This window comes from Corynebacterium sp. TAE3-ERU16 (genome assembly GCF_019209935.1).
GTDB classification, from domain to species: Bacteria; Actinomycetota; Actinomycetes; order Mycobacteriales; family Mycobacteriaceae; genus Corynebacterium; species Corynebacterium antarcticum.
Map to the genome: position 1 here is coordinate 188,801 of NZ_JAHUTN010000005.1, position 22,642 is coordinate 211,442.

Annotated in this window: 19 protein-coding genes; 13 read left to right on the top strand and 6 right to left on the bottom strand. The window is 66.2% G+C overall.

Features of this window, described 5'->3' with window-relative positions; translation table 11 throughout:
- Window positions 1–8 precede the first annotated feature (8 nt).
- From KRX55_RS07195 to can, 3 genes are all read right to left on the bottom strand, one after another.
- Window positions 9–752 carry a glutamine amidotransferase gene (locus tag KRX55_RS07195; RefSeq protein WP_218407076.1) on the bottom strand — a complete coding sequence of 248 codons (744 nt, stop codon included), beginning with the start codon at window positions 750–752 and terminating at the stop codon, window positions 9–11.
- Window positions 753–835: 83 nt separating this feature from the next.
- Window positions 836–1,414, bottom strand: a complete 579-nt coding sequence (locus tag KRX55_RS07200; RefSeq protein ID WP_218407077.1) for a TetR/AcrR family transcriptional regulator — start codon at window positions 1,412–1,414, stop codon at window positions 836–838.
- Between the two features lie 185 nt (window positions 1,415–1,599).
- Window positions 1,600–4,419 (bottom strand): aconitate hydratase, encoded by a 2,820-nt coding sequence (gene can, locus KRX55_RS07205; protein WP_218407078.1) that lies wholly within the window; start codon window positions 4,417–4,419, stop codon window positions 1,600–1,602.
- A 465-nt stretch (window positions 4,420–4,884) separates the two neighbouring features.
- Between can and KRX55_RS07210 the strand changes: the two genes are divergently transcribed.
- The 6 genes from KRX55_RS07210 (at window position 4,885) to KRX55_RS07235 (ending at window position 11,320) form a co-directional block, all read left to right on the top strand.
- Window positions 4,885–5,397 carry an Rv1476 family membrane protein gene (locus tag KRX55_RS07210; protein ID WP_218407079.1) on the top strand — a complete coding sequence of 171 codons (513 nt, stop codon included), beginning with the start codon at window positions 4,885–4,887 and terminating at the stop codon, window positions 5,395–5,397.
- A gap of 592 nt (window positions 5,398–5,989) precedes the next feature.
- Window positions 5,990–7,945 carry a DIP1281 family NlpC/P60 protein gene (locus KRX55_RS07215; protein WP_218407108.1) on the top strand — a complete coding sequence of 652 codons (1,956 nt, stop codon included), beginning with the start codon at window positions 5,990–5,992 and terminating at the stop codon, window positions 7,943–7,945.
- 68 nt (window positions 7,946–8,013) lie between these two features.
- Window positions 8,014–9,105, top strand: coding sequence for a ferrochelatase (locus KRX55_RS07220; RefSeq protein WP_218407080.1), 1,092 nt, complete (start codon window positions 8,014–8,016; stop codon window positions 9,103–9,105).
- Between the two features lie 121 nt (window positions 9,106–9,226).
- Window positions 9,227–9,982, top strand: a complete 756-nt coding sequence (locus KRX55_RS07225; RefSeq protein ID WP_218407081.1) for an ABC transporter ATP-binding protein — start codon at window positions 9,227–9,229, stop codon at window positions 9,980–9,982.
- Between the two features lie 5 nt (window positions 9,983–9,987).
- Entirely contained in the window at window positions 9,988–10,713 is a 726-nt protein-coding gene (locus KRX55_RS07230; RefSeq protein ID WP_218407082.1) for an ABC transporter permease, read from the top strand.
- Between the two features lie 40 nt (window positions 10,714–10,753).
- Window positions 10,754–11,320, top strand: coding sequence for a TetR/AcrR family transcriptional regulator (locus tag KRX55_RS07235; RefSeq protein WP_218407083.1), 567 nt, complete (start codon window positions 10,754–10,756; stop codon window positions 11,318–11,320).
- A gap of 10 nt (window positions 11,321–11,330) precedes the next feature.
- Here KRX55_RS07235 and KRX55_RS07240 read toward each other — a convergent pair whose 3' ends face one another.
- On the bottom strand, window positions 11,331–12,149 hold the full coding sequence (locus tag KRX55_RS07240) for a hypothetical protein (protein ID WP_218407084.1): 819 nt from the start codon (window positions 12,147–12,149) through the stop codon (window positions 11,331–11,333).
- A 34-nt stretch (window positions 12,150–12,183) separates the two neighbouring features.
- Here KRX55_RS07240 and KRX55_RS07245 point away from each other — a divergent pair, with 34 nt between their 5' ends.
- The 3 genes from KRX55_RS07245 to KRX55_RS07255 are packed head-to-tail and all read left to right on the top strand — an operon-like array spanning window position 12,184 to window position 14,714.
- Complete coding sequence (locus KRX55_RS07245) at window positions 12,184–13,026, top strand: DUF3097 domain-containing protein (protein WP_218407085.1); 843 nt, start codon at window positions 12,184–12,186, stop codon at window positions 13,024–13,026.
- A gap of 45 nt (window positions 13,027–13,071) precedes the next feature.
- Window positions 13,072–13,500 carry an NfeD family protein gene (locus KRX55_RS07250; protein ID WP_218407086.1) on the top strand — a complete coding sequence of 143 codons (429 nt, stop codon included), beginning with the start codon at window positions 13,072–13,074 and terminating at the stop codon, window positions 13,498–13,500.
- Window positions 13,501–13,535: 35 nt separating this feature from the next.
- Window positions 13,536–14,714: an SPFH domain-containing protein gene (locus KRX55_RS07255; protein ID WP_255567641.1), complete on the top strand. Its 1,179-nt coding sequence runs from the start codon at window positions 13,536–13,538 to the stop codon at window positions 14,712–14,714.
- A 95-nt stretch (window positions 14,715–14,809) separates the two neighbouring features.
- Here the strand turns inward: KRX55_RS07255 and KRX55_RS07260 are convergent, their stop codons facing one another.
- Together KRX55_RS07260 and KRX55_RS07265 are read right to left on the bottom strand one after the other, a co-directional pair.
- Complete coding sequence (locus KRX55_RS07260) at window positions 14,810–15,388, bottom strand: MarR family transcriptional regulator (RefSeq protein WP_218407109.1); 579 nt, start codon at window positions 15,386–15,388, stop codon at window positions 14,810–14,812.
- A 180-nt stretch (window positions 15,389–15,568) separates the two neighbouring features.
- Window positions 15,569–16,294, bottom strand: a complete 726-nt coding sequence (locus KRX55_RS07265) for a TVP38/TMEM64 family protein (protein WP_370625782.1) — start codon at window positions 16,292–16,294, stop codon at window positions 15,569–15,571.
- Between the two features lie 232 nt (window positions 16,295–16,526).
- On the opposite strand from KRX55_RS07265, the gene KRX55_RS07270 reads away from it, so the two are divergent.
- The 4 genes from KRX55_RS07270 (at window position 16,527) to KRX55_RS07285 (ending at window position 22,410) form a co-directional block, all read left to right on the top strand.
- Complete coding sequence (locus KRX55_RS07270; RefSeq protein ID WP_218407111.1) at window positions 16,527–18,392, top strand: methylmalonyl-CoA mutase family protein; 1,866 nt, start codon at window positions 16,527–16,529, stop codon at window positions 18,390–18,392.
- 8 nt (window positions 18,393–18,400) lie between these two features.
- On the top strand, window positions 18,401–20,686 hold the full coding sequence (gene scpA, locus KRX55_RS07275; RefSeq protein ID WP_200257539.1) for a methylmalonyl-CoA mutase: 2,286 nt from the start codon (window positions 18,401–18,403) through the stop codon (window positions 20,684–20,686).
- A 15-nt stretch (window positions 20,687–20,701) separates the two neighbouring features.
- Window positions 20,702–21,799, top strand: coding sequence for a methylmalonyl Co-A mutase-associated GTPase MeaB (gene meaB / locus KRX55_RS07280; RefSeq protein ID WP_218407088.1), 1,098 nt, complete (start codon window positions 20,702–20,704; stop codon window positions 21,797–21,799).
- A gap of 179 nt (window positions 21,800–21,978) precedes the next feature.
- Window positions 21,979–22,410 (top strand): cupin domain-containing protein, encoded by a 432-nt coding sequence (locus KRX55_RS07285; RefSeq protein ID WP_200257537.1) that lies wholly within the window; start codon window positions 21,979–21,981, stop codon window positions 22,408–22,410.
- Window positions 22,411–22,642 lie beyond the last annotated feature (232 nt).

Here is a 22,642-nt window from a genome sequence, read left to right on the forward strand (position 1 = left end):
ACAGGGGCTCAGCAGGCGTAGATCCGGGCGAAGTTCAACAGGAGCCGGTTGTCCGTCGACAGATCATGGCCGGAACATGAATCGATGATCGAATCGAACTGCTCCGGTTCGTAGTAGCCCGCCTCCCGGTAGACCTCGAGACGGTCGCGGAAGGAATCGAGTTCGAGTTCCGGATGGAACTGCGTGACGAAAATGTGCCGCTTTATCCGGTACATCTGGACAGGGCAGACTTCGCCGCGAACCAGGAGCGTGGCACCCGGGGGCAGGGCACGGGTCGCTTCCTTGTGCCCCACGATGGTGGGGAACCGCGACGGCATTCCGTCGAGGATCGGATCCGCGAGCCCCTCGGTGGTCACGTCGACGAGGATGCAGCCCGGCTTCTCCCCGAAGTGCCGGTCGATGACCCCACCGGCGACACTGCCGATCACGCCGACGCCGAAACATGCTCCGAACAGTGGGAAATCCCGCTCGATGCACTCCCTGATGACGGTGTTGAGGCAGGACTCCACGCGGACCTGATGGTCGGTCTTGTCGGGTTCGGTGGCGTTGTAGGGACCACCACCGACGATGATGCCCGAATAGTCATCCAGGATGATCGGGCCCAGAGGCTCCCGGTCGACGCGTTTCTGGATGAGAAACTCGGGCCGGAGTTCCATCATCGAGACGAACGATCGGTATTCGGCCTCTGCGGCATCATCCTCGGGGCGGGTGCTCAGCAGAAGGAACGGCTTGGTTATCTCGGTGACGGCCATACCGAGTGATACTACTGTCTCCTCACCTGAGTATGGGAGTTATCACACCGAAAAGCCAGGAAATAATGATCAGACCGGTCTGATCAGAGGTCTGTGGGGGTCTGCGTCCGCACGCTGGCCTCCACCAGATCAAGTACCTGGTGCAGGGGGTCGGTGGGTTCACCGCTGGCGAGGTGGGTGATGAATCCGTCCATCACCGTCACCAGGTACGTGTGCAGGACGTCCACCGGCACATCGGTGCGCATCCGACCGGAATCGACACCAGCCTGGAGACGGGAACGGATGGCTTCGTCCAAAACAGCCTGGTGTTCGACCCACCGCGCAGAGAATACCGGGTCCGTACGCAGGAGACGGGTGATCTCCAGTCGTGTCGAGAGCCAGTCGTAGCGGTCCTGGTGCGCCAGCATGTCCCGCATCACCTCGACGAGTCCCTCCGCGGTGACGACATCCGCCATCCGGGCCGCGTCCTCCCTCGCCAGGGCGAGAAAGAGGTTCTCCTTGTCCGCGAAGTGATGGAAGATGGCGCCCCGGGATTTTCCGGTGGCCTGCTCGAGTCGCCTGACGGTCGCTCCGTCGTAACCGAATTCTGCGAAGCAGCGACGGGCGCCTTCGAGGATCTCCCGGCGGCGGTGGGAGAGATCCGAGGAACTGACCTTGGGCATGACAGTTCTCCTTGGTTGTGGCTACACGAGTGGATTGTACTGGCGTCTACGACGCCGAGGGGGCTGCGGGACGCGGACGGTGGACACCGTCACACATCACCGCAGCCCCCGTCAGTCAGATCGAGAGTGGACCGGCGCACCCGGACCGATGGTCACACGGAACGGGGTTCCGGGTGCGCACCGACTCAGGCTGCGCCGCGAGCCATGTTCCGCAGCACGTACTGGAGGATGCCGCCGTTGCGGAAGTACGCCGCCTCACCGGGGGTGTCGACGCGGACCTTGGCGTCGAACACGATGTCCTCTCCGTCTTCCTTATGGGCGGTGACCTTCACGGTCTGGGGGATCGTGTCGTTGTTGAACTCCTCGATGCCCTCGATGTCGAAGACCTCGGTGCCGTCCAGTCCGAGGGACTCGTGGGACTCACCCTCGGGGAACTGCAGCGGGATGACACCCATACCGATCAGGTTCGAGCGGTGGATTCGCTCGAAGCTCTCGGTGATCACGGCGCGGACACCGAGGAGGTTGGTTCCCTTCGCCGCCCAGTCGCGGGAGGAACCGGTACCGTACTCCTTGCCACCGAGAACGACCAGCGGGATGCCCTCCGCCTTGTAGTTCTGGCAGGCATCGAAGATGAATGCCTGGGGGGCGCCTTCCTGCGTGAAGTCGCGGGTGTAGCCACCGGCCTGGTCGACCAGCTGGTTCTGCAGGCGGATATTGGCGAAGGTACCGCGCATCATCACCTCGTGGTTACCACGCCGGGAGCCGAGGGAGTTGTAGTCGTTGCGTTCGACACCGTTCTCGTCCAGGTACTGGGCCGCGGGGGTGCCGGGCTTGATGGACGATGCGGGGGAGATGTGGTCGGTGGTGACAGAATCTCCGAGCTTGCACAGCACGCGGGCACCCTTGATGTCCTGGACCGGCTCCGGGTCCATGGTCATCCCGTCGAAGTACGGCGCCTTGCGGATGTAGGTGGAGGACTCGTCCCAGTCGAAGGTCTTGCCCTCGGGGGTGGGCAGGTTCTGCCACTGCTCGTCGCCCTTGAAGACGTCGGCGTAGTCGGCCTCGTACAGCTCGCGGGAGATGCACTCCTCGATCGTGGACTCGATCTCCTCGGTGGAGGGCCAGATGTCCGTCAGGAAGACGTCGTTGCCGTCCTGGTCCTGGCCGAGAGGTTCCTTCTCGAAGTCGAAGTCCATGGTTCCCGCGATGGCGTAGGCGATGACCATGATCGGCGACGCGAGGTAGTTCATCTTCACGTCGGGGGAGATGCGGCCCTCGAAGTTACGGTTTCCGGAGAGCACCGCGGTGGCGGTCAGGTCGTACTTGTTGATCGCCGCGGAGACCTCCTCGGGCAGCGGGCCCGAGTTGCCGATGCACGTGGTGCAACCGAAACCGGCGAGGTAGAAGCCCATGGCCTCCAGATCCTTCCAGAGGTCAGCGCGCTTGTAGTAGCCGTCGACGACCTGGGAACCCGGGGCGCAGATGGTCTTGACCCACGGCTTGGCCTTCAGGCCCTTGGCCGCCGCCTTACGGGCGATGAGGCCGGCGCCGATCATGACGGAGGGGTTGGAGGTGTTGGTGCACGAGGTGATGGACGCGATGGCGACCATCCCGTGATCCAGGGTGTACTCGCCGCCATTGGGGGAGGTCACGGTCACCGGCCGGGACGGGCGGCCCTCGGCGCCACGCGCCGCCGTCTCGCCGTGCCCCTCGCGGGACGAGTTGTACAGATCGGCGACATCGGCGTCACTGAAATCGAGCTCGCCCTCGGAGTCCATGCGGACGGCCGGGCGGCTCTCGTCTTCCTCGACCTCGTCGTTGCAGTAGTTGGGCAGATCCTTGCGGAACTGTTCCTTCGCCTTCGACAGCAGGATGCGGTCCTGCGGGCGCTTCGGGCCGGCGATGGAGGGCTCGACTGTCGAGAGATCGAGTTCGAGGTACTCGGAGTACTCGGCTTCGGGGGAGTTCTCGTCCAGCCACATGCCCTGGGCCTTGGCGTAGGCCTCGACGAGCGCGATCTGCTCTTCGGAGCGGCCGGTGAGCTGCAGGTACTTGGTGGTCTGTTCGTCGATGGGGAACATCGCGCAGGTGGAACCGAACTCGGGCGACATGTTGCCGATCGTCGCGCGGTTCGCGAGCGGAACCTCCTTGACGCCGGAGCCGTAGAACTCGACGAACTTCTGGACGACACCGTGCTGGCGCAGCATCTCGGTGATCGTCAGCACGACGTCGGTGGCCGTGACGCCGGCGGGGATGGAGCCGGTCAGCTTGAAGCCGACGACGCGGGGGATGAGCATCGAGACCGGCTGGCCGAGCATCGCGGCCTCAGCCTCGATACCGCCGACACCCCAGCCGAGGATGCCGAGTCCGTTCTCCATCGTGGTGTGTGAGTCGGTGCCGATGCAGGTGTCGGGGTAGGCGACGCCCTCGTTGTCGAAGACGACCCGGGCCAGGTTCTCGATGTTGACCTGGTGGACGATGCCGGTTCCCGGGGGAACGACACGGAAGTTGGAGAACGCCTTGGAACCCCAGCGGAGGAACTGGTAGCGCTCCTCGTTGCGCTCGTACTCGATCTTGACGTTCTTCTCGAGTGAATCGGAGTGGCCGAAGGCCTCGATGATCACGGAGTGGTCGATGACCATCTCGGCGGGGTTGAGCGGGTTCACTCCGTCGGGATCGCCGCCGAGGGTCTTGATGGCCTCGCGCATGGTGGCGAGGTCGACGACGCAGGGAACACCGGTGAAGTCCTGCATCAGTACGCGTGCGGGCGTGAACTGGATCTCGACGCTCGGCTCAGCGGAGGCATCCCAGTTCGCGATCGCCTGGATGTGATCGCGGGTGATGTTGGCGCCGTCCTCGGTGCGGAGAAGGTTCTCGCCGAGGACCTTCAGGGAGTAGGGCAGCTTCTCCATGCCGGGTACGGCATCGAGTGCGTAATACTCGTAGGACTTGTCGCCGACTTCGAGGGTGCTCTTGGCGTTGAATGAGTTCTGGCTCTCAGTCACGTAAGCTCCGTTCCTAAATAATTCGGGTGAGTGGAGCGTCGGCTGGGTGGCTCTCCGGCTGGCACCGACGCAGGTCAAAAGAGCGGTTCATCGTGGCCGCTGGCCGACATGAACGTCGTCTGCGGTAAAGTATAACAGTACGGGCGTTCTGTTCGAGAATCGTGGCCCGCTCCGCTATCTTCCACCCCCGTAATCTATCATTTTGTTCCCGAATGCCGTGGTGGCACGTATCAGGTTGTTTCACTTCGTACCCCCGGGGCGGTGTGTGACCCCCGCGTGCGGCGCCAAAACCGACGGACACCCCCGGGTTGACCGGGGTCGTTCCGGCGTGCCGACGTTTCTGCCGGATGCGGGTGTCGTTCCCGGGGAGCACGATGGGACATGGAATAGTCGAACCGGTGAGGTGCGCCGAGTCCCGGTTCGTCCGGGCCCATCCTTGACCTACCGAGAGGAACACTCTGTCCCATGACCCCCGCCGACATCGAACTGACGGACATCATCGAGGATCTCGCCGATGACGGGGTCGCGATCGGCTCACTGGGCGTGGAGTATCCGGGACTGTCCGACGCGCTCTCCGGTGTGATCTCCGATGCGCGGCAGAATGGCTTCGGTGAGCTCCGGTTCGTGTTTCTCGATTCCCCGCCCGCGGTCGCGGCCGACCAGCGGGACGTCGCCCAGGATCTCCTGATCGCCACCGGTGCGGACACCGTTGTCCTCCGTTCCCCGGCGGGCGGTGCCGTGGTTAGCGGAGACCATTCCCGGGCGGCCATCGAATCCGCACAGGTCGATCTCTTCGGCAATCCCGATCTTGTGGCCGGCACTCAGGCCTTCGTCGACGACCTGACCCACTCCACCGTCCCCTGGCAGGAGATAAACGCCGGTGTGGGGGCCGCTGTCCTGGTGGCGGTTCTCGCCACGGTCCTCGCGCTGCGTCCCCGCCCGGCCCGTGGGGGACGTGGTGCTGATGGTGTGGAGTGACTGAATAGCGTCAAAAGTCAACCCTTCAGGCTTGAATTTTCCGGGTGGGACCACCCCTTCCCGAAGGATGTCTTCCGTTCCGGCGGGCCACCGTCCAGACATCGGCTGTCCGGAAAGGTCGCGACACGCCGACGACCGTTGATTATGTGACAAATGTCACTAAACATCCGCGCCCGGCTAAGTCCACAGGTCAGCAATGCTGTCAGTCATGTGTTCAGGCTTTACCAGTGTGACTGCTGGGGTCATTGTGTGCCCGAGTTCCTCCAAGTGAATTAACGTTCAGTTGTCAGCTCATGAGCTTCATCGAGTCAGTCTGTCCCCACCGGTTTCACTCTGGCGGTGGTTCACCCGGACCGCGCGGATGGACCGGTGGGAGCGGGCCGGCCAGGCACGTGGGGAAGCATGCCCGGTCGACCCGGAACCACAGATGGTGTGGCCCATGAGCGACGCCGAATGTCAGCCCACCGAGGGTTCCGGAACATCAGGTCCGGTACCACGGCCCACGATGCGAGAAACAGTCGCCGCCACCACCACCGGTTCCGCCAAGCGGGATCAGGACCGGTCGGGCGGGGATAGGAGTTAATCAGTGGCAATGTTCACGACCCGCCACGTCCCGGACGCCGGTGCAGCGCATGGGCTGGTACCGGCTGCGTCCCGGCGTTTGATCGGTGTTCTGTTGACCGCATCCCTCGCCTTCACCCTCACCCCCGCCGTCGCGGAACCACGGAACCCGGATGACGCGGAGATCGCCGCCGCGGAGCAGGCTGTCGAACTGAACTCAGGGGAGGTGGCATCCCTCGCTGCGGGCCTGTCGACCGCACAGGAGCAGATCGCCGGTCTCGAGAACGAGATGGGCCGTCTCCGTGAAGCGGTCAACAAGGCACTGGTGGACCTGCATGACGCCCAGGCCACCGCGGAGCTGGCGCGACAGACCGCCCGGGGTGCCCGCGCAGACCTCGAGGAGACGCAGGAGGAGTTGAACTCCCAGCAGGCGACGCTCGACGAAATCTCCCGCAGCGCCTACCGGCGGGGAACGGTGTCCCTCGCGGTCAGTGGCCTCGCGGGTGCGAAGAACGCCGATGACGCCCTCGCCAGGCAGACTTTCCTGCGCACCTCAGCAGCCAAGCAGCAGGGTGTACTCGACTCCCTCGATCAACTGCGGACCGCTAACGCCAACGAGGAGTCGCGCCTGCGTGCCGCGCGCAAGGCCGCCGAGGAACGCGAAGCCGAAGCTGCGGCCGCCGAAGCTGCGGTGCGGGCTGAGATAGACGCCAACGCGCGCCGGATCGAACAGGCCGCCGCCGAGCGGGACAGGCTCGCCGCGGAACGCGACGCCGCCCAGAAACGCCTCGCCGAAGCCCGTGCGACGTCCGGTGAACTCCTCAATCAGCGGAGGGAGTTCGAGGAGTACACCCGGGCCGAAGCCGAGAGAAAGGCCGCAGAGGCGGCGGCGGAGCTGGCCGCCCGACAGAAGGCCGCCGCGGCAGCGGAGACGGCGGATGAGCGTCAGGAGGCCGCTGCGGCAGCCAGTGCCGCGGCCGCTGAGGCGCTCGCCGCGCCCGACCGCGAATCTGCCCGGGGCAAAGCCCAGGAAGCCGCCGATCAGGCGGTCCGGGCGCAGCAGGTGGCGGAGCAGGCGAAGACCGAAGCGGGTGCCGGAGCCGATGCGGAGCAACTCGCGGAGGATCTGAAACGCGCGGCGAATGCGGCGGCATCCCTCGCCGCGGCAGCCATGGTCGCGGTCAATTCGCCGGACCACGCCACGCTGGACAACCCCTATCCGCAGGAGGAATCCGACGCCGCCACGCTGATCGCGGCGGTGCGCGACACCGCCGCCCTGATCGACGAGAGTCTCGGTGGAGGAAACGCCCAGTCCGCGGCTCCGCAACCAACGGCCGCCGGTGAGAGCGCGACCGTCGGCGACGGTACCGCGACGGACGGTGCCGGAGTGCCCGCCGTGGCGACCGCCGCTCCGAGCACAACTCAGGCAGCCCCCACCACCACGACGCGGAACGGGACCGCCGAGGATCCCGTCACCGGCACGCTGGACACGATCGTGGACTACGTCACCCTGACCGACCTCGATGAGGTCACGAACACCGCCACGGACGTCGTCACCGGCTCCCGCTCGGAGAAGATCGAGGCCGTCATCTCCAGGGCGACGTCGGTGATCGGCACCCCGTACGCGTGGGGAGGCGGAAATGCGGCTGGTCCGACCCGTGGTATCCGCGACGGTGGGGTCGCGGACTCCTACGGCGACTACAACAAGATCGGTTTCGACTGCTCGGGCCTGACGCTCTACGCTTTCGCCGGCGTCGGGATCGCGCTCCCGCACTACACGGGCTACCAGTACCAGCGTGGCACCAAGGTCTCGACCTCGAACATCCAGCGCGGTGACCTCCTGTTCTGGGGGCCGAACGCCGAGTACCACGTCGCCATCTATCTCGGCGACGGAATGATGATCGAGGCGCCCCAGTCGGGTGGTCACGTGCAGATCAGCTCCGTCCGGTGGTCCGGTATGAGTCCGTACGCCGTCCGCCTGATCTGATCCACTCCATCTGAACCGCCCACCGACGGAATGTCCGTTTCCGGTGGGCGGTTCGGTATTCTGGCGTCATGGCTGACGCTCGCACCACCGACTACGACGCCCTGCTGTTCCTGTCCTTCGGGGGGCCGGAGGGACACGACGATGTCCGCCCTTTCCTGGAGAATGTGACCCGTGGCCGTGGAATCCCTCCGGAGCGTCTGGACGAGGTTGAGGTCCACTACCACCACTTCGGTGGCGTGAGCCCGCTGAATCAGTTGAACCGCGAGATCATCGCGAATGTCCGGGCGGAGCTCGCACAGAGGGCCATCGACCTGCCCGTGTACTTCGGAAACCGGAACTGGCATCCGATGGCCCCGGACACCGCCGTCGAGATGGCCCGGGACGGGATCCGCAACGCACTGGTGTTCGCGACCTCCGCGTGGGCCGGCTACTCGGGATGCAGACAGTACGATGAAGACATCGCGGGAATGCGGGAACGTCTCGCAGCTGAGGAACTGCCGGAGATCCGGTTCACCAAACTCCGGCAGTTCTACGATCACCCGCTGTTCATCCGCGCGATGGCCGACGCGGTCCGTGCGGCCTACGCCCGGCTCCCTGACGACGTCCGGTCATCCGCCCGCCTGATATTCACCGCCCATTCGATCCCCACGGCGGCCGATAACGCGGCAGGGGTCGACGATGACGGGCCGCTGTATTCCCGCCAGGTCCACGAGAGCGCCGCGTTGGTCGCCAGGGAAGTGGGGGCCACCGATTTCGATGTGGTCTGGCAGTCGCGTTCGGGGTCCCCGCACACACCCTGGCTCGAACCCGACATCGTCGACCACGTGACGGAGCTGCATCATGACCGCGGGCTCCCGGCGGCAGTGGTCTGTCCGATCGGATTCGTCTCCGACCACATCGAGGTCGTGTGGGACCTCGATTCCGAGCTCGCCGAGGAAGCGGAACAGTTCGGTATCCCGATCGAACGCAGCGCCACAGCGGGCCCCACCCCGGAGTTCGCGAAGATGGTGGTCGACCTGGCCATGGAGATGATCGAGGGAACCGGGCCGGTACGCCTCGGGTCAGCGCCGTTGAAGGGGTGCACAGTGAACGGGGCCTACTGCGCAAACGGCTGCTGCGCCCCCGCCAGGCGGCCCGCCGGTGCCCGGCGATCGAGATAGTTTCACCGCAGTGGATCTAAACCCCCGACTCGTTCAACATCTGTTGAACGAGTCGGGGGTTTGGTGTAGCGTGTGCACTGTCCACTTATTCAACATCTGTTGAATACTGAAAGGCGAGCGCATGTCACACGTCATCACCGCCACCGGCCTCACGGTCAGCCGTGGTCCGAACCGCCACCGGAGAACGATCATCGGACCTCTGTCCTTCACGGTCCCTCCCGGCTGTATCAGTGGGGTGGTCGGCCCCTCCGGAGCGGGTAAGACCACCCTGATCCGTGCCATCACCGGTCTGCAGCCTCATCAGGGCGAACTCGTTGTCCTGGGGCGCCGGGCCGGGCATCCTGCGAACCGGGGGAGAATCGGATACGACCCGCAGGAGGCCGCGGTGCATCCCGGACTCAGTGCCCGCGAGCACTGCCGCTACTACGGGACCCTCGGACATGACTCCGTCCCCTCGCGGGAGGTCATCGATGAGCTCCTTGAAGTGCTCGGGCTGGCGGAGGTGGCCGAGATCAGGACGGACGGGCTCTCCGGAGGACAGCGCAAACGCGTCTCACTGGCCTGTGCGCTCATCTCCCGGGCGAAACTTCTCGTGATCGATGAACCCACCGTCGGGCTCGACCCGTTAACCCGGGAACATCTCTGGAACCACTTCCGGAGCCTCGCAGCCGAGGGTGTCACCTTCCTGTTGAGTTCACATGTTCTCGAGGAGGCCGACAGGTGCGACCGCGTGCTGATGCTCAGGCAGGGTGAGCTGATCGCGGACGAAACACCGACCGAACTGCGACACCGTACCGGATGCCCTGATCTTGAATCAGCGTTCCTCAAACTCGTACGGGAATGCTCCGGCTCAAGCGGAGAAGGGTGGAAGCGGTGAGTGCGATGAGACGAACGCTGTCCACCTCCGGACGGCTCTCCCTGGAGCTCATCCGTGACCGGAGACTCGCAGCACAGATTCTGATACTCCCGACACTGCTCCTCACGCTCCTGTACTTCGTCTACCTGGATCATCCGGGATTCACGGTTGTCGCCCAGATGCTGCTGGGACTCATGCCCATGGTGGTGATGTTCATCGTCGCTGCTGTCGCCGTCCAGCGGGAGCGCACGGCCGGGAGTCTGGAACGCCTCTGGACGACCTGTCTCACCCGTACCGAACTGTTGGTCGGCTACGCACTGACCTTCGGAGGTTTCGCCGTCGTGCAGGCGGCGGTCATGCTCGGGGTCGCCCACCGGGCCCTCGGTGTGGATCCGCCCTCCGGAGTCCCGGGCACGGCCGTCGTGGCCATCTTGTCCGGGGTCACCGGGGCGGTGCTGGGTCTGGTCGCGGGCACCTTCGCCCGCAACGAGTTCCAGGCCGTTCAGATGGTTCCTCTGGTGATGGGCCCGCAGCTGTTCCTGGCGGGAATCTTCGTCCCGACGTCGGCGATGCCCCGGGCACTCCGGTGGATCTCGGACGCTCTACCGTTGACCTACGCGGTGGAGGCACAGCGACACCTCGCCGTGGAAACCGGCGTTTATCCGGACTTCGGGAGGGACATGCTGATTCTCTCCGGGTTCTCAGTGTGCGGTCTGCTCGTGGCCGCGCTGTTCATGCCGCGACGGACCTGAAACACCGGGGACGTTCCATCCGGACGTTAGAATGCCGGTGATGGAGAAGAGCAGCGCACGCAACCGAATCCTCGCATCCGCGGGTGCACTATTCGCGGCCCACGGATACCGTGGCACTACGCTTCGTGCCGTGGCGGCGGGGGCCGGGTGCGACGTCGCCCTTATCCCGCACTACTTCGGGAACAAGGAGGGGCTGTTCCGGGCTGTGATTCAGTTCCCCGAAGACCCGGGTGATGTCCACTCGGTGCTCGCTTCGGTGCCCTTCGACGAACTCGGCCCGGCACTGGTCGGGGAAATCGTCGGCCTGTGGGAATCACCTGTCGCCGATCAACTGCTCGCGATGGCCCGCGGTGCACTCGAGGATCCGACTCCCTTCTCCGAGTACCTCACGTCCGTTCTCTGGGAACCGGTTCGTGCGAGGCTCAGGGAGAAGGGCCTCGATCGCACGGAAACCGAGCGGCGGATCGCCTTCTCCCAGGCGCAGTTGGCGGGGATCATCGTCACCCGTTATCTGTTGCGTCTGCCGGGCGCCCGGGAATTGTCGACCGCTGAGCTCGTTGAGTCACTCGGCGCCGTCGTGCAGGGTTTCCTCGACGGCAGCAACTGAACCCACGGGATCAGGAACCGCGACCGTATTCACCGACCGCGTACGCGACACCGGCCATCCGTGCGGTGCGGAGATGCGTGAGGAGCTGGGTGAGTTCCGCGTCGTGGCTGTGATCGCCGGCTTCGGTGACGACGCTCTCGATTATCGCGGCCACCCGGTCCGCCCGGGCGAAGACCCGGACCGCCCGGGGCGCGGCGGAGTCCGGGAGACCGGGACCCGAATAGAAGTCGTCCAGGCGACCGACCGTCAACCGGGGATCCGGCAGGGGGCTGCGTCTGAAACCTCTGGCCTCGATGAGATCGGCGGCACGGGAGGTCGCCTCGGCGAGCATCCGGTCCGCGTCTCCCGGCCCGAGATGGTCGGGCTCCGGCGCACGTCCCGGCTCGGTGTACCACCGCCACCGGACCACGCCTCCCGGATCACCGAGGCCCGGTCCCGGGAGCAGAACATGGTTGATCTCCGGGTCCGGGGCCCGGATCACGAGGGCACTGAAGTTCAGATCGCGCGCCGCCTCGGCGGCCGGTGAGCCCGCGATGAGCCCCGGCACCTGACCGGGCCCCCCGAAAACGAGTCTGAGTACGGGCTCTCCCGGGGCGAGCAGGGGAAGAACCGGGGCGGCGGTCTCCCGGAAATGGCGGAGCAACCCGATCAACCCGTCCTCGACCGCGGACCCGGTCACACCCGGGCCCCGGACGACGAGGGTGTGCCTGGCACCGTAGTCGCCGAATGCATCGAGGAGATCGTCGTAGCTGACTCTGCCGTAGAGCCAGCCGGCGAGCCAGACGGCGGCGTTCTGGAGGGGTGAGTACACCAGCGGGCGGAAATCCATGGTTGCCAGATTTTAGCCGATAGGGTGTATCCCCATGAGTTTCAATGATCCGTACAGCGGAGACATTCTCGCGGGACACTCCCGGACCCGCAAGCCCGCGTACCCCAGGGTGCCGGCTGAACCCGGCCTGGTCGCGGAGGTGGTCGCCGACGGCTTCGTCGGGGCGGTCACCGGCTTCGAGCGCACGTACGACGGCGATTTCGTCCGGCTCGAGGACCGCTACGGCAGAGAGCGGTTGTTCAAGCTGAGGGACGGAGCGTTCCTTGTGGAGGGACAGCGGGTGACCCTCACCCGGTACGTCCCCCGTACCGGGCCGCGGCGGTCGAACTCGGGCTCCCGGAAGGTGGCGGACGTCACCGCCAAGGTTGCGGCACCATCCCGGATCTGGGTCGAGGGGATCCATGACGCGGCGATCGTCGAGAAGGTGTGGGGCCACGACCTGCGCGTCGAGGGAGTCGTCGTCGAGTACCTCGAGGGGCTGGACAACCTCCCGGAGCGTCTCGGGGAGTTCCGGCCCGGGCCCGGCAGGCGGGTCGGTGTGCTCGCGGATCACCTCGTCGAGGGATCCAAGGAGACCCGGTTGACGCGATCTCTCGGCCCCGATGTCCTCGTGACGGGCCACCCGTTCATCGACATCTGGGCGGCCGTCAAACCGGAGAAACTCGGGATGCGGTCCTGGCCTGATGTACCCCGGGGTGAGGACTGGAAGACCGGGATCTGCGCCCGGCTGAAGTGGGGGACGCCCCGGGAGGGATGGAACCGGGTCTACGGTGCTGTCGAGAGCTACCGGGACCTCGATTCGACGCTCATCGGAGCGGTCGAACGGCTCGTCGATTTCGTCACGATCCCCGGTGTCGACAAGCGTGATCTGATCTGATTCGGGGCCAGAGTCAGGTCCCGACGTTCAGGTAGGGTGAAAACCGTGGGTGCACTCATCTGGTTGATAGCAGCGGTCCTGTTGGCCGCCCTCGAGCTGATCGCGGGCGACTTCACCCTGCTGTTGCTCGGCGGCGCCGCACTGGCCACCGCCGGTGTCGCGGTCCTGGAGGTTCCCCTCTGGGTGGAGATCGCCGCTTTCGCGGTCTCCTCGCTGACGCTCCTCATCTTCGTCCGGCCGGCCCTGCGCAGGCGGACCCTCTCCGGCCGGATACTCGACATCTCACCGCAGGCGCTCGTCGGTACGTCCGCCACCGTTCTGGAGGATGTCGACGGACACAGCGGGCAGATCCGGCTCGACGGCGATGTCTGGTCCGCGAGAAGCCTCGACCCCACACACAGGTTCGCCCCGGGTGACCGGGTGAACGTCGTCAAGATCGACGGTGCCATCGCCGTCGTCTGGAAGGAGATCTGAGCACAATGGAAGCTGCTCTGGTTCAAGTTTTTCTGATGGCGCTCATCGTCATCCTCATCGCACTGGTGGTGTCGAAGTCCCTCAAGCTGGTGCCGGAAGGGGAGGCCGCCGTCATCGAGCGGCTGGGATCCTACACCCGGACCGCACAGGGACTGACGTTCCTCATCCCATTCATCGACCGGGTCCGCGCGAAGGTCGACACCCGTGAACGGGTGGTCAGCTTCCCGCCGCAGGCCGTGATCACCAAGGACAACCTGACGGTGGACATCGATGTCGTGGTGACGTTCAAGATCAATGAGCCGCATCTGGCGATCTACGGCGTCGACAACTACATCTACGGTGTCGAGCAGATTTCCGTCGCCACACTCCGTGACGTCGTCGGCGGCATGGATCTCGAGGAGACCCTCACCTCCCGAGAGGTGATCAACCGCCGGCTCCGCAGCGAACTGGACGGTGCGACGACGAAGTGGGGCCTGCGCATCGCCCGCGTCGAGCTCAAGGCGATCGATCCGCCACCGTCCATCAAGCAGCCGATGGAGAAGCAGATGACGGCGGAGCGCGAGAAGCGGGCGATGATCCTCACCGCCGAGGGACAACGTGAGGCCTACATCAAGACCGCCGAGGGGCAGAAGCAGGCCCGGATCCTCGCCGCCGAGGGCGAGAAGCACGCCTCGATTCTCGCCGCGGAGGCCGAACGACAGGCCGAGATGCTCCGCGCCGAGGGCGACCGCGCCGCGAGCTACCTCCGGGCGCAGGGCGAGGCGCGCTCGATTCAGAAGATCAACGCCGCGATCAAGGCATCGCAGTTGACGCCCGAGGTTCTGGCCTACCAGTACCTCGACAAGTTGCCGAAGCTGGCCGAGGGCGACGCCAACAAGGTGTGGATGATCCCGAACCAGTTCGGTGACTCCCTCGAGCAGTTCGCCCGCGCCATGGCGAACAAGGACGAAGAAGGTGTCTTCCGCTTCGAACCCAACGAGGTCGACGACCGGACCCGGGAGATCGCGGAGGACGATGACACCGAGGGATGGTTCTCCACGGAATCCGACCCGGAGATCGCCGCCGCGGTCGCAGCGGCCAACGCCGTGGCCAACAAACCGGTCGATCCCTCACCCCACGAGGCCAAGAGGAGCGCGGCATCCGACCCCGAGATCCCGATCGCCCCGTTCACCGCGCACCCGACACCCGATCCGGCCCGGGAGAAGACCGACTGACCGGAGAACAGCATCCCCCGCGCCGCGGAACACTCCCCGGTGCGGGGCATTCTCTGTCTGGTGGGCGTTACCTGCGCTGATCCGCGCGTGCCCCGTCAAATGGTGCGGCCTGACCCGCCGTCCGCCCTGCGGAGCAGCCCGACGGCGAGTTTCCACCCGGCGGTCTCCGCCGACCAACCCGCTGCCGCCAGCCGTTGGGACATGGCCTGTTTGGAGATGCCGAGTTCCGCGGCGGCCTCGTTCTGGTTCATCCCGCCCCGCATCAGCTGGGTGGCCTCACGGCCCTCGGTCGTCCGTTTCGCCAGGACGTGGGCCAGCAGTGCGAAGACCGCTGCGATGTCTCCCATGTCGTCACCGCTCCGGGATCGCACCCGAACCACGCCGGTGCGGCAGCGTCGGCCGATCGCGGTGGTCGCGAGTTTCCGGACCTCCTCGGGGTCCACACCCGTGCCTGGTGCGATACCGATCCCGACCGCCCATTCCCCGGCGGAGAGCAGAGCCATCGTTGTGTCGGTGACGGCCTCGGCGGAATCGATCACCGCACAGATGTCCTCTACTCCGAGGATCTCGAAGGTTCCGACCCCCTTGAGGGTCGACAGTGCCTCGGCGGAACGCCGGACCAGGTCCGCCCGACGGCGTTCCCGCCCGCGGTAACGCGCGTGGACTGCGAACATCATCTCTCCCGTTCTTCAGGGCCTGCCGGAATGTCCGCCGGAGATCCGGTAGTTGAATCAGCGGCGTGACATGCCAAGTCTACGCTCAGGGCTTGACTCATGTCGTATCTGTCACCGGTTCCGGATCGTCTCCCGGAGATCCGGGGACACACTCCCGGGTCCCGGTGCCGAGGACGGCGCCTAACGGAGGTCCCCGTTCACCGGGATCCTCGAATCCAGGATCAGGCCGCTGACGCCGACCACCGTCAGGATCACTGTGACGATCACGACCGCGGGATTCGCCTGTCCGGTCAGTGCGTCGCCGAGGATCACCGTCATGATGGTTCCGGGCGCCGATCCGAGGAGGGTGGCCACGGTGAATGCGGCCAGCGGGACCCGGGTCAGCGCCGCGGTGTAGTTGAGCACCGAGAACGGCACAACCGCGATCATGCGCAGTGAAGCCACCGCCAGCCAACCGCGTTCCCTGAGGCGCGCGTCGATCCCGACGACGGTGGGGTGGGTGAGGCGTGGTCTGACCCAGTCCCCGAGGAGTGTCCGGACGATTGTCAGGGACAACGCCGCCGACGTGGTGGTCGCAGCCACCGCGATGAATATGCCCAGCGCCGGACCGAACAGGACTCCGCTGGCGAGCGTCAGGATCGTCCGTGGGACCGGGAACTGGGTGATGATGACGTATCCGGTGAAGAATGCGAGGGGGAACCACCCTCCGGTTTCCTCGGACCACGCCCGCAAACTGCCTATTCCGGGGACATCGACGTAGACGATGACGCCCGCGGCGGCACCCACGAAAGCAAGGATCGCCAGGCGTTTGAGGAGGGGGAGTGTCAGGAATCCACGGAACATCTGCGCCGCGCTGAGCGTGAGGGCACCTAGCAGCTGCTGTCCCCGGTTCCGGAATCCGATCACCGTTCCCAGTTTACGGATCCGTCCCACGTCCCGATGTCGTGCGTGTCCCCACTGCGCGATCCACGGGTCGCGGGGTCGCCTCCCACCCGAAGTGGGTGTGGTGTTTACCGAATCGGCTCCGGGGGGTGGGGTTCACCGGTTAGACTCAGGTACCGCCTTCAAGGCAGCCACGACGACCGATTGACAGGATTTCCTCACTGTGACCACTACACAAAACGAACCTGAGCGCCCACTGAATGTCCCGGGGAAGTCCCCGGGACTTCCTGAGGACTTCACTCAGCGCCAGGACGCCTGGTACAAATCAGTGGCCGGCGTCTTCGCCCGGGTACAGCGCAAGGACGTCGCCGACGTTCCGCTCGATGTGTGGAAGAAGCTCATCAGGACGACCTACGACGGGATCGCCGTCCGACCGCTCTACACGAGAGCCGATGAATTCTCCGAGGCAGCCGCCCCCGGTGTGTTCCCGTTCACCCGGGGTAACGAGGTCAAGGACGCCCAGCGCGCGGGGTGGGGGGTCACGGAGACATTCGGGCGGGATTCCGTGGGGAACGCCGCGGCCGTCAACAAGGAGATCCTCCACGCGCTCTACAACGGAACCACGGACCTCGTTCTCGATCTCACCGGGGAGCTTGGCCCGTCCGACCTCGGGGAGATGCTGGGTGGTGTGCTCCTCGATCTGGTTCCGCTGAGGCTCGCGGCCGGTGCGGACACCCCCGACGCCGCACGCGAGCTCTACACCCTCGTCGACGCGGCGGACAACCCGGACAAGGTCACCCTCGAACTGTCGTGTGCGCCGCTGACCGCCGACGTGGACGCCACTGACTCCGTGGATCTGCCGACAGCCGTCGAGCTGGCGGTCGAGGCGTCCGCGCGGCCCGGTGACGTGCGTGCGATCCTCGTCGACGGCGTCGCCTTCAACAACCAGGGGGCGACCGACGCCCAGGAGATCGGCTTCGCGCTCGCGGCCGGTGCCGAATACCTCCGCGCGCTCGTCGACGCCGGTCTCGACACCGCCGCTGCTCTGCGGCAGATCTCCTTCCGGTTCGCTGCGACGGACGATCAGTTCGCCCAGATCGCCAAGTTCCGGGCCGCCCGCCAGCTGTGGGCCCGGGTCGCCGAGGTCGTCGGTCACGCGGAGGCCGGGGGCGCGCCCCAGCACGCGATGACGGCTCCGGTGATGTTCAGCCAACGGGACCCGTGGGTGAACATGCTGCGCAGCACGGTCGCCGCTTTCGCCGCCGGCGTCGGTGGCGCCACCGATGTCGAGGTCCTGCCCTTCGACGCGGCGGTCAAGGGAGGTCTGCAGGGAACCTCACGGTCCTTCGCGCACCGGATCGCCCGGAACACCAACCTCCTGCTTCTCGAGGAATCACATCTCGGCTTCGTCGTGGACCCCGGCGGCGGATCCTACTTCATCGAGGACCTCACCCGGGAGCTCGCCGACGCGGCGTGGTCCATCTTCACCGGTGTCGAGGGCGATGGTGGGTTCCGCGCCTACCACGAGTCGGGTGCCCTGCAGTCGGTCCTGGATGAGTCCCACGAGACTCTCCGTGCCGATGTCGCCCACCGGAGGAAGCAGATCACGGGCATCAACGAGTTCCCGAATCTCGCCGAGAAGCCGCTCCCGGCCGACCGCCGGGTGGAGCCGGCCGGTGTCCGCCGCTGGGCAGCCGAGTTCGAGGCGCTGCGCAACCGGTCCGACGCGTTCCTCGAGGAGCACGGCGCGCGACCGCGTGCTGTGCTCATCCCGATCGGCCCCCTGGCCAAGCACAACGTGCGGACCGGCTTCGCCACGAACCTTCTCGCCTCCGGTGGGATCGAGGTCGTGAACCCCGGACAGCTCGTGCCGGGCACCGACGAATTCGCCGAGGCCGTCGAGGGCGCCGACATCGCCGTGCTGTGTGGTGCGGATCCGGAGTACACCGCGACCGGTGCAGAGGCCGTCCGGGCGGCCCGTGCCGCCGGAGTCGGCAGACTGCTGGTCGCCGGCTCCCCGAAGTCCTTCGCCGAGGCGGAGGACACCCCCGATGACTACCTGAACATGACCATTGACGCCGCGGCCACCCTGGCCGGCCTGCTCGAGACGCTGGGAGCGTGACGCACACCATGAGCACCATCCCTAATTTCCACGACATCCCACGCACCACCGGCGAGGCTCCCTCGTCGGTCGACGATCCCGGTTCCGCCGCGGAACAGATCTGGGCGACGCCCGAGGGCATCGACGTCAAGCGTGTCTACACCCGTTCCGACCGCGACGCCGCCACCGTCGGCGACGGGGAACGCCCGCCGCACCCGCTGGACACCTTCCCGGGTACCCCGCCCTACATGCGCGGCCCGTACCCGACCATGTACACCAACCAGCCGTGGACGATCCGCCAGTACGCCGGTTTCTCCACCGCAGCGGAGTCCAACGCGTTCTACCGGCGGAACCTCGCGGCGGGGCAGAAAGGCCTCTCGGTCGCCTTCGACCTGGCCACCCACCGCGGCTACGACTCCGACAACGAGCGGGTCCTCGGTGACGTCGGTATGGCCGGCGTCGCCATCGACTCCATCCTCGACATGCGCCAACTGTTCGAGGGAATCGACCTGGGCGCGGTGTCCGTCTCGATGACCATGAACGGCGCCGTCCTGCCGATCCTCGCCCTCTACATCGTCGCGGCCGAGGAACAGGGCGTCGGTCCGGAGCAGCTCGCGGGGACCATCCAGAACGACATCCTCAAGGAGTTCATGGTCCGCAACACCTACATCTATCCGCCGAAGCCCTCGATGCGGATCATCTCCAACATCTTCGAGTACACCTCGCTGAAGATGCCGCGGTTCAACTCGATCTCGATCTCGGGCTACCACATCCAGGAGGCCGGTGCCACGGCCGACCTGGAGCTGGCGTACACCCTCGCCGACGGTGTCGAGTACATCCGTGCCGGCAAGGACGTCGGTCTCGACGTGGACAAGTTCGCCCCCCGACTGTCCTTCTTCTGGGGCATCTCCATGTACACCTTCATGGAGATCGCGAAGCTCCGTGCCGGCAGGCTCCTCTGGAGCGAACTGGTCGGCGGTTTCGAACCCAAGAACAAGAAGAGCCAGAGCCTGCGCACCCACTCGCAGACCTCTGGTTGGTCGCTGACCGCGCAGGACGTGTTCAACAACGTCCCGCGTACCTGCATCGAGGCCATGGCCGCGACCCAGGGCCACACCCAGTCGCTGCACACCAACGCCCTGGACGAGGCGCTGGCGCTGCCCACCGACTTCTCCGCGCGCATCGCCCGCAACACCCAGCTGCTCCTGCAGCAGGAGTCCGGGACCGTCCGTCCGGTGGACCCGTGGGCGGGTTCCTACTACATCGAGTGGCTGACCAACGAGCTCGCGAACCGTGCCCGCGCGCACATCGAGGAGGTCGAGGCCGCGGGCGGCATGGCACAGGCCACGGCCGAGGGCATCCCGAAGCTCCGCATCGAGGAGTCCGCCGCCCGCACCCAGGCCCGCATCGACTCCGGACGTCAGGCGCTCATCGGCGTCAACAAGTACATCGTCGAGGAGGACGAGGAGATCGAGGTCCTCAAGGTCGACAACACCAAGGTGCGTCAGGAGCAGCTCGAGAAGCTCGACCGGCTCCGTGCCGAGCGGGACAACGAGGCCGTCCAGGTGGCGCTGGACAAGCTCACAGAGGCCTGCCGGATGGAATCGAAGGAGGCCGGCGACCTCGAGCACAACCTCCTGAAGCTCGCCGTGGACTGCGCCCGGGCCCAGGCGACGGTCGGCGAGATCTCCTACGCCATGGAGAAGGTCTTCGGCCGGCACGAGGCCGAGATCCGTACGCTGTCCGGCGTGTACAAGGATGAGGTCGGAAAGGAAGGCGCCGTGAGCAACGTCCAGCGCGCGATCGCGATGGCGGACGCATTCGAGGCCGAGGAAGGCCGTCGTCCGCGTATCTTCATCGCCAAGATGGGGCAGGACGGGCACGACCGCGGCCAGAAGGTCGTCGCCTCCGCATACGCGGACCTCGGCATGGACGTCGACGTCGGACCGCTGTTCCAGACGCCCGCCGAGGCTGCCCGCGCGGCCGTCGACGCCGACGTCCACGTCGTCGGCGTGTCCTCCCTCGCGGCCGGTCACCTCACCCTGGTGCCCGCGCTGAAGGAGGAGCTGGCGAAGCTCGGACGCGAGGACATCATGATCATCGTCGGCGGGGTCATCCCCCCGGGTGACTTCCAGGATCTCTATGATTTCGGTGCCGCCGCGATCTACCCGCCCGGCACCGTCATCGCGGATTCCGCGATCGACATGATCACGAAGCTGTCCGCGAACCTGGGGTTCGACCTCGATCTTCCGGACGAACTGCAGGCCGAGGCGGAGGCGTCCGAGGGCTCCTACGGCACGCCGGTCGAGGCGTAGGGGGATCCCGGGAATATGAGCATCGACGACGAGTTCCTCGAACACCATCTCGGTTCGCTCGCGACGACCGCCGGAACCGATCTCGGCTCGGCCACGGCCGTGGCCCCCGAGGTGGTCCGCCGTGCCCGTCGCCGGATCGACGTCGACGAGCTCTTCCAGGCCGTCCGGGACCGTGACCGGACCCGGATATCCCGGGCGATCACGCTCCTCGAATCGACGGCGCCGGCACACCGGGTCCTGGCCCAGGAACTCCTCGTCCGCCTGCTCCCGTTCTCGGGTGACGCCCTGCGTGTGGGGATCACCGGAGTTCCGGGAGTGGGGAAATCGACGTTCATCGAGGCCCTCGGGATGAAGTTGATCGGGGAGGGGCACCGGGTGGCGGTTCTCGCCATCGATCCCTCCTCGACGAGGACCAGGGGATCGATCCTCGGGGACAAGACCCGCATGTCGAAGCTGTCCAGCCAGGACGACGCGTTCATCCGGCCCTCTCCCTCGGCGGGAACCCTCGGCGGCGTTGCCAAGGCGACCCGGGAGTCCATGGTGGTCTTCGAGGCCGCGGGTTTCGACATCATCCTCGTCGAGACGGTCGGCGTGGGACAGTCGGAGGTAGCCGTGTCGAACATGGTCGACTGCTTCACCTTCCTCGCCCTCGCCGGGGCCGGCGACCAGCTGCAGGGCATCAAGAAGGGCGTTCTCGAGATGGCGGATCTCGTCGCCATCAACAAGGCCGACGGACCGAACACGAAGACGGCGAAGCGGGCGGCGCGTGAGCTGGCCGCCGCCCTGCGCATGGTCCGGAGCGAGGACGCGATCTGGCATCCGCCGACGATGACGATGTCGGCGGTCGAGGGCGACGGCGTGGACAAGTTCTGGGACACGGTGCAGGAGCACCACGAGGCGATGCTCAAGTGCGGGAAGTTCGAGGAGAACCGAAGGGAACAGCAGGTCGGCTGGATGTGGTCGATGGTCCACGAGACGCTGCTCCAGCGCCTGAACACCAGCGGCCGGGTCAAGGAGACCCGGACCTTCGTCGAGGATCAGCTGCGTCACGGGCGGATCACCCCGACCCTCGCCGCGGAGAAGATCCTCGAGGCCTTCGACGCGACGGACTAGCCCGACCCCGTTGACGTCAGACGACACGGCAGACCACCCCGGTCTGTCGTGTCGCGCCCGTTTAAAAAGCCGCTAGCACAGGAGAAGTGGGCTCTGACGAGGTCCGATGCAAAGGTCTCCCGGGGTGGGTACAGTGGAAGCCGTAAACAGAAAAACCCTATAGATAAGAGGAGACTCATATGTCTGACCTTCGTACTGACCATGGTCCGAATCCGTATGTCCTCGACATCGAGAAGGCCACCAAGGACAACGACAACTTCCGTGACACTCTGTGGACCGGCAAGTTCCTCCAGATGACCGTGATGAGCATTCCCGCGGGTGGCGAGATCGGCGCCGAGGTCCACGACGACCACGACCAGTTCCTCCGCCTCGAGGCCGGGGAAGGCCACGTCATGATCGGTGACGACGCCGACAACCTGGACATCGACCAGACCGTCGAGGACGACTGGGCGATCTTCGTTCCCGCAGGTAAGTGGCACAACGTCGTGAACGAGGGCTCCGAGCCGCTCAAGGTCTACTCGATCTACGCGGCTCCCGATCACGTCAGGGGCACGATCCACGCGACCAAGGAAGACGCGGACAACGACCCCAACGAGCAGCACGACGACTGATCGACCGTCGAGGCTCACGGAAGGGGGGGGCCCCCCGGAGCCGGGGGGGGGGCCCGGGGGGGGGCCCCCCCCCCCCCCCCGGGGGGGGGGGGGGGGGCGCCGCGGGGGGGGGGGGGGCCGGGGGTGGGGCGGACCCACCCCAAGTGGGGCGGGCCGAGGAACCGGGGTGGGCGGGGGCGGAGCCCGGCAACGCGACCCGAGAGGGGGGGTATGGTAGAGACAACCCCGGGGA

Coding starts and splice junctions, on each gene's coding strand:
- KRX55_RS07195 (WP_218407076.1), bottom strand. CDS start 752: ATGGCCGTCACCGAGATAACCAAGCCGTTCCTTCTGCTGAGCACCCGC.
- KRX55_RS07200 (WP_218407077.1), bottom strand. CDS start 1,414: ATGCCCAAGGTCAGTTCCTCGGATCTCTCCCACCGCCGCCGGGAGATC.
- KRX55_RS07210 (WP_218407079.1), top strand. CDS start 4,885: ATGACCCCCGCCGACATCGAACTGACGGACATCATCGAGGATCTCGCC.
- KRX55_RS07215 (WP_218407108.1), top strand. CDS start 5,990: ATGTTCACGACCCGCCACGTCCCGGACGCCGGTGCAGCGCATGGGCTG.
- KRX55_RS07220 (WP_218407080.1), top strand. CDS start 8,014: ATGGCTGACGCTCGCACCACCGACTACGACGCCCTGCTGTTCCTGTCC.
- KRX55_RS07225 (WP_218407081.1), top strand. CDS start 9,227: ATGTCACACGTCATCACCGCCACCGGCCTCACGGTCAGCCGTGGTCCG.
- KRX55_RS07230 (WP_218407082.1), top strand. CDS start 9,988: ATGAGACGAACGCTGTCCACCTCCGGACGGCTCTCCCTGGAGCTCATC.
- KRX55_RS07235 (WP_218407083.1), top strand. CDS start 10,754: ATGGAGAAGAGCAGCGCACGCAACCGAATCCTCGCATCCGCGGGTGCA.
- KRX55_RS07240 (WP_218407084.1), bottom strand. CDS start 12,149: ATGGATTTCCGCCCGCTGGTGTACTCACCCCTCCAGAACGCCGCCGTC.
- KRX55_RS07245 (WP_218407085.1), top strand. CDS start 12,184: ATGAGTTTCAATGATCCGTACAGCGGAGACATTCTCGCGGGACACTCC.
- KRX55_RS07255 (WP_255567641.1), top strand. CDS start 13,536: ATGGCGCTCATCGTCATCCTCATCGCACTGGTGGTGTCGAAGTCCCTC.
- KRX55_RS07260 (WP_218407109.1), bottom strand. CDS start 15,388: ATGTTCGCAGTCCACGCGCGTTACCGCGGGCGGGAACGCCGTCGGGCG.
- scpA (WP_200257539.1), top strand. CDS start 18,401: ATGAGCACCATCCCTAATTTCCACGACATCCCACGCACCACCGGCGAG.
- meaB (WP_218407088.1), top strand. CDS start 20,702: ATGAGCATCGACGACGAGTTCCTCGAACACCATCTCGGTTCGCTCGCG.
- KRX55_RS07285 (WP_200257537.1), top strand. CDS start 21,979: ATGTCTGACCTTCGTACTGACCATGGTCCGAATCCGTATGTCCTCGAC.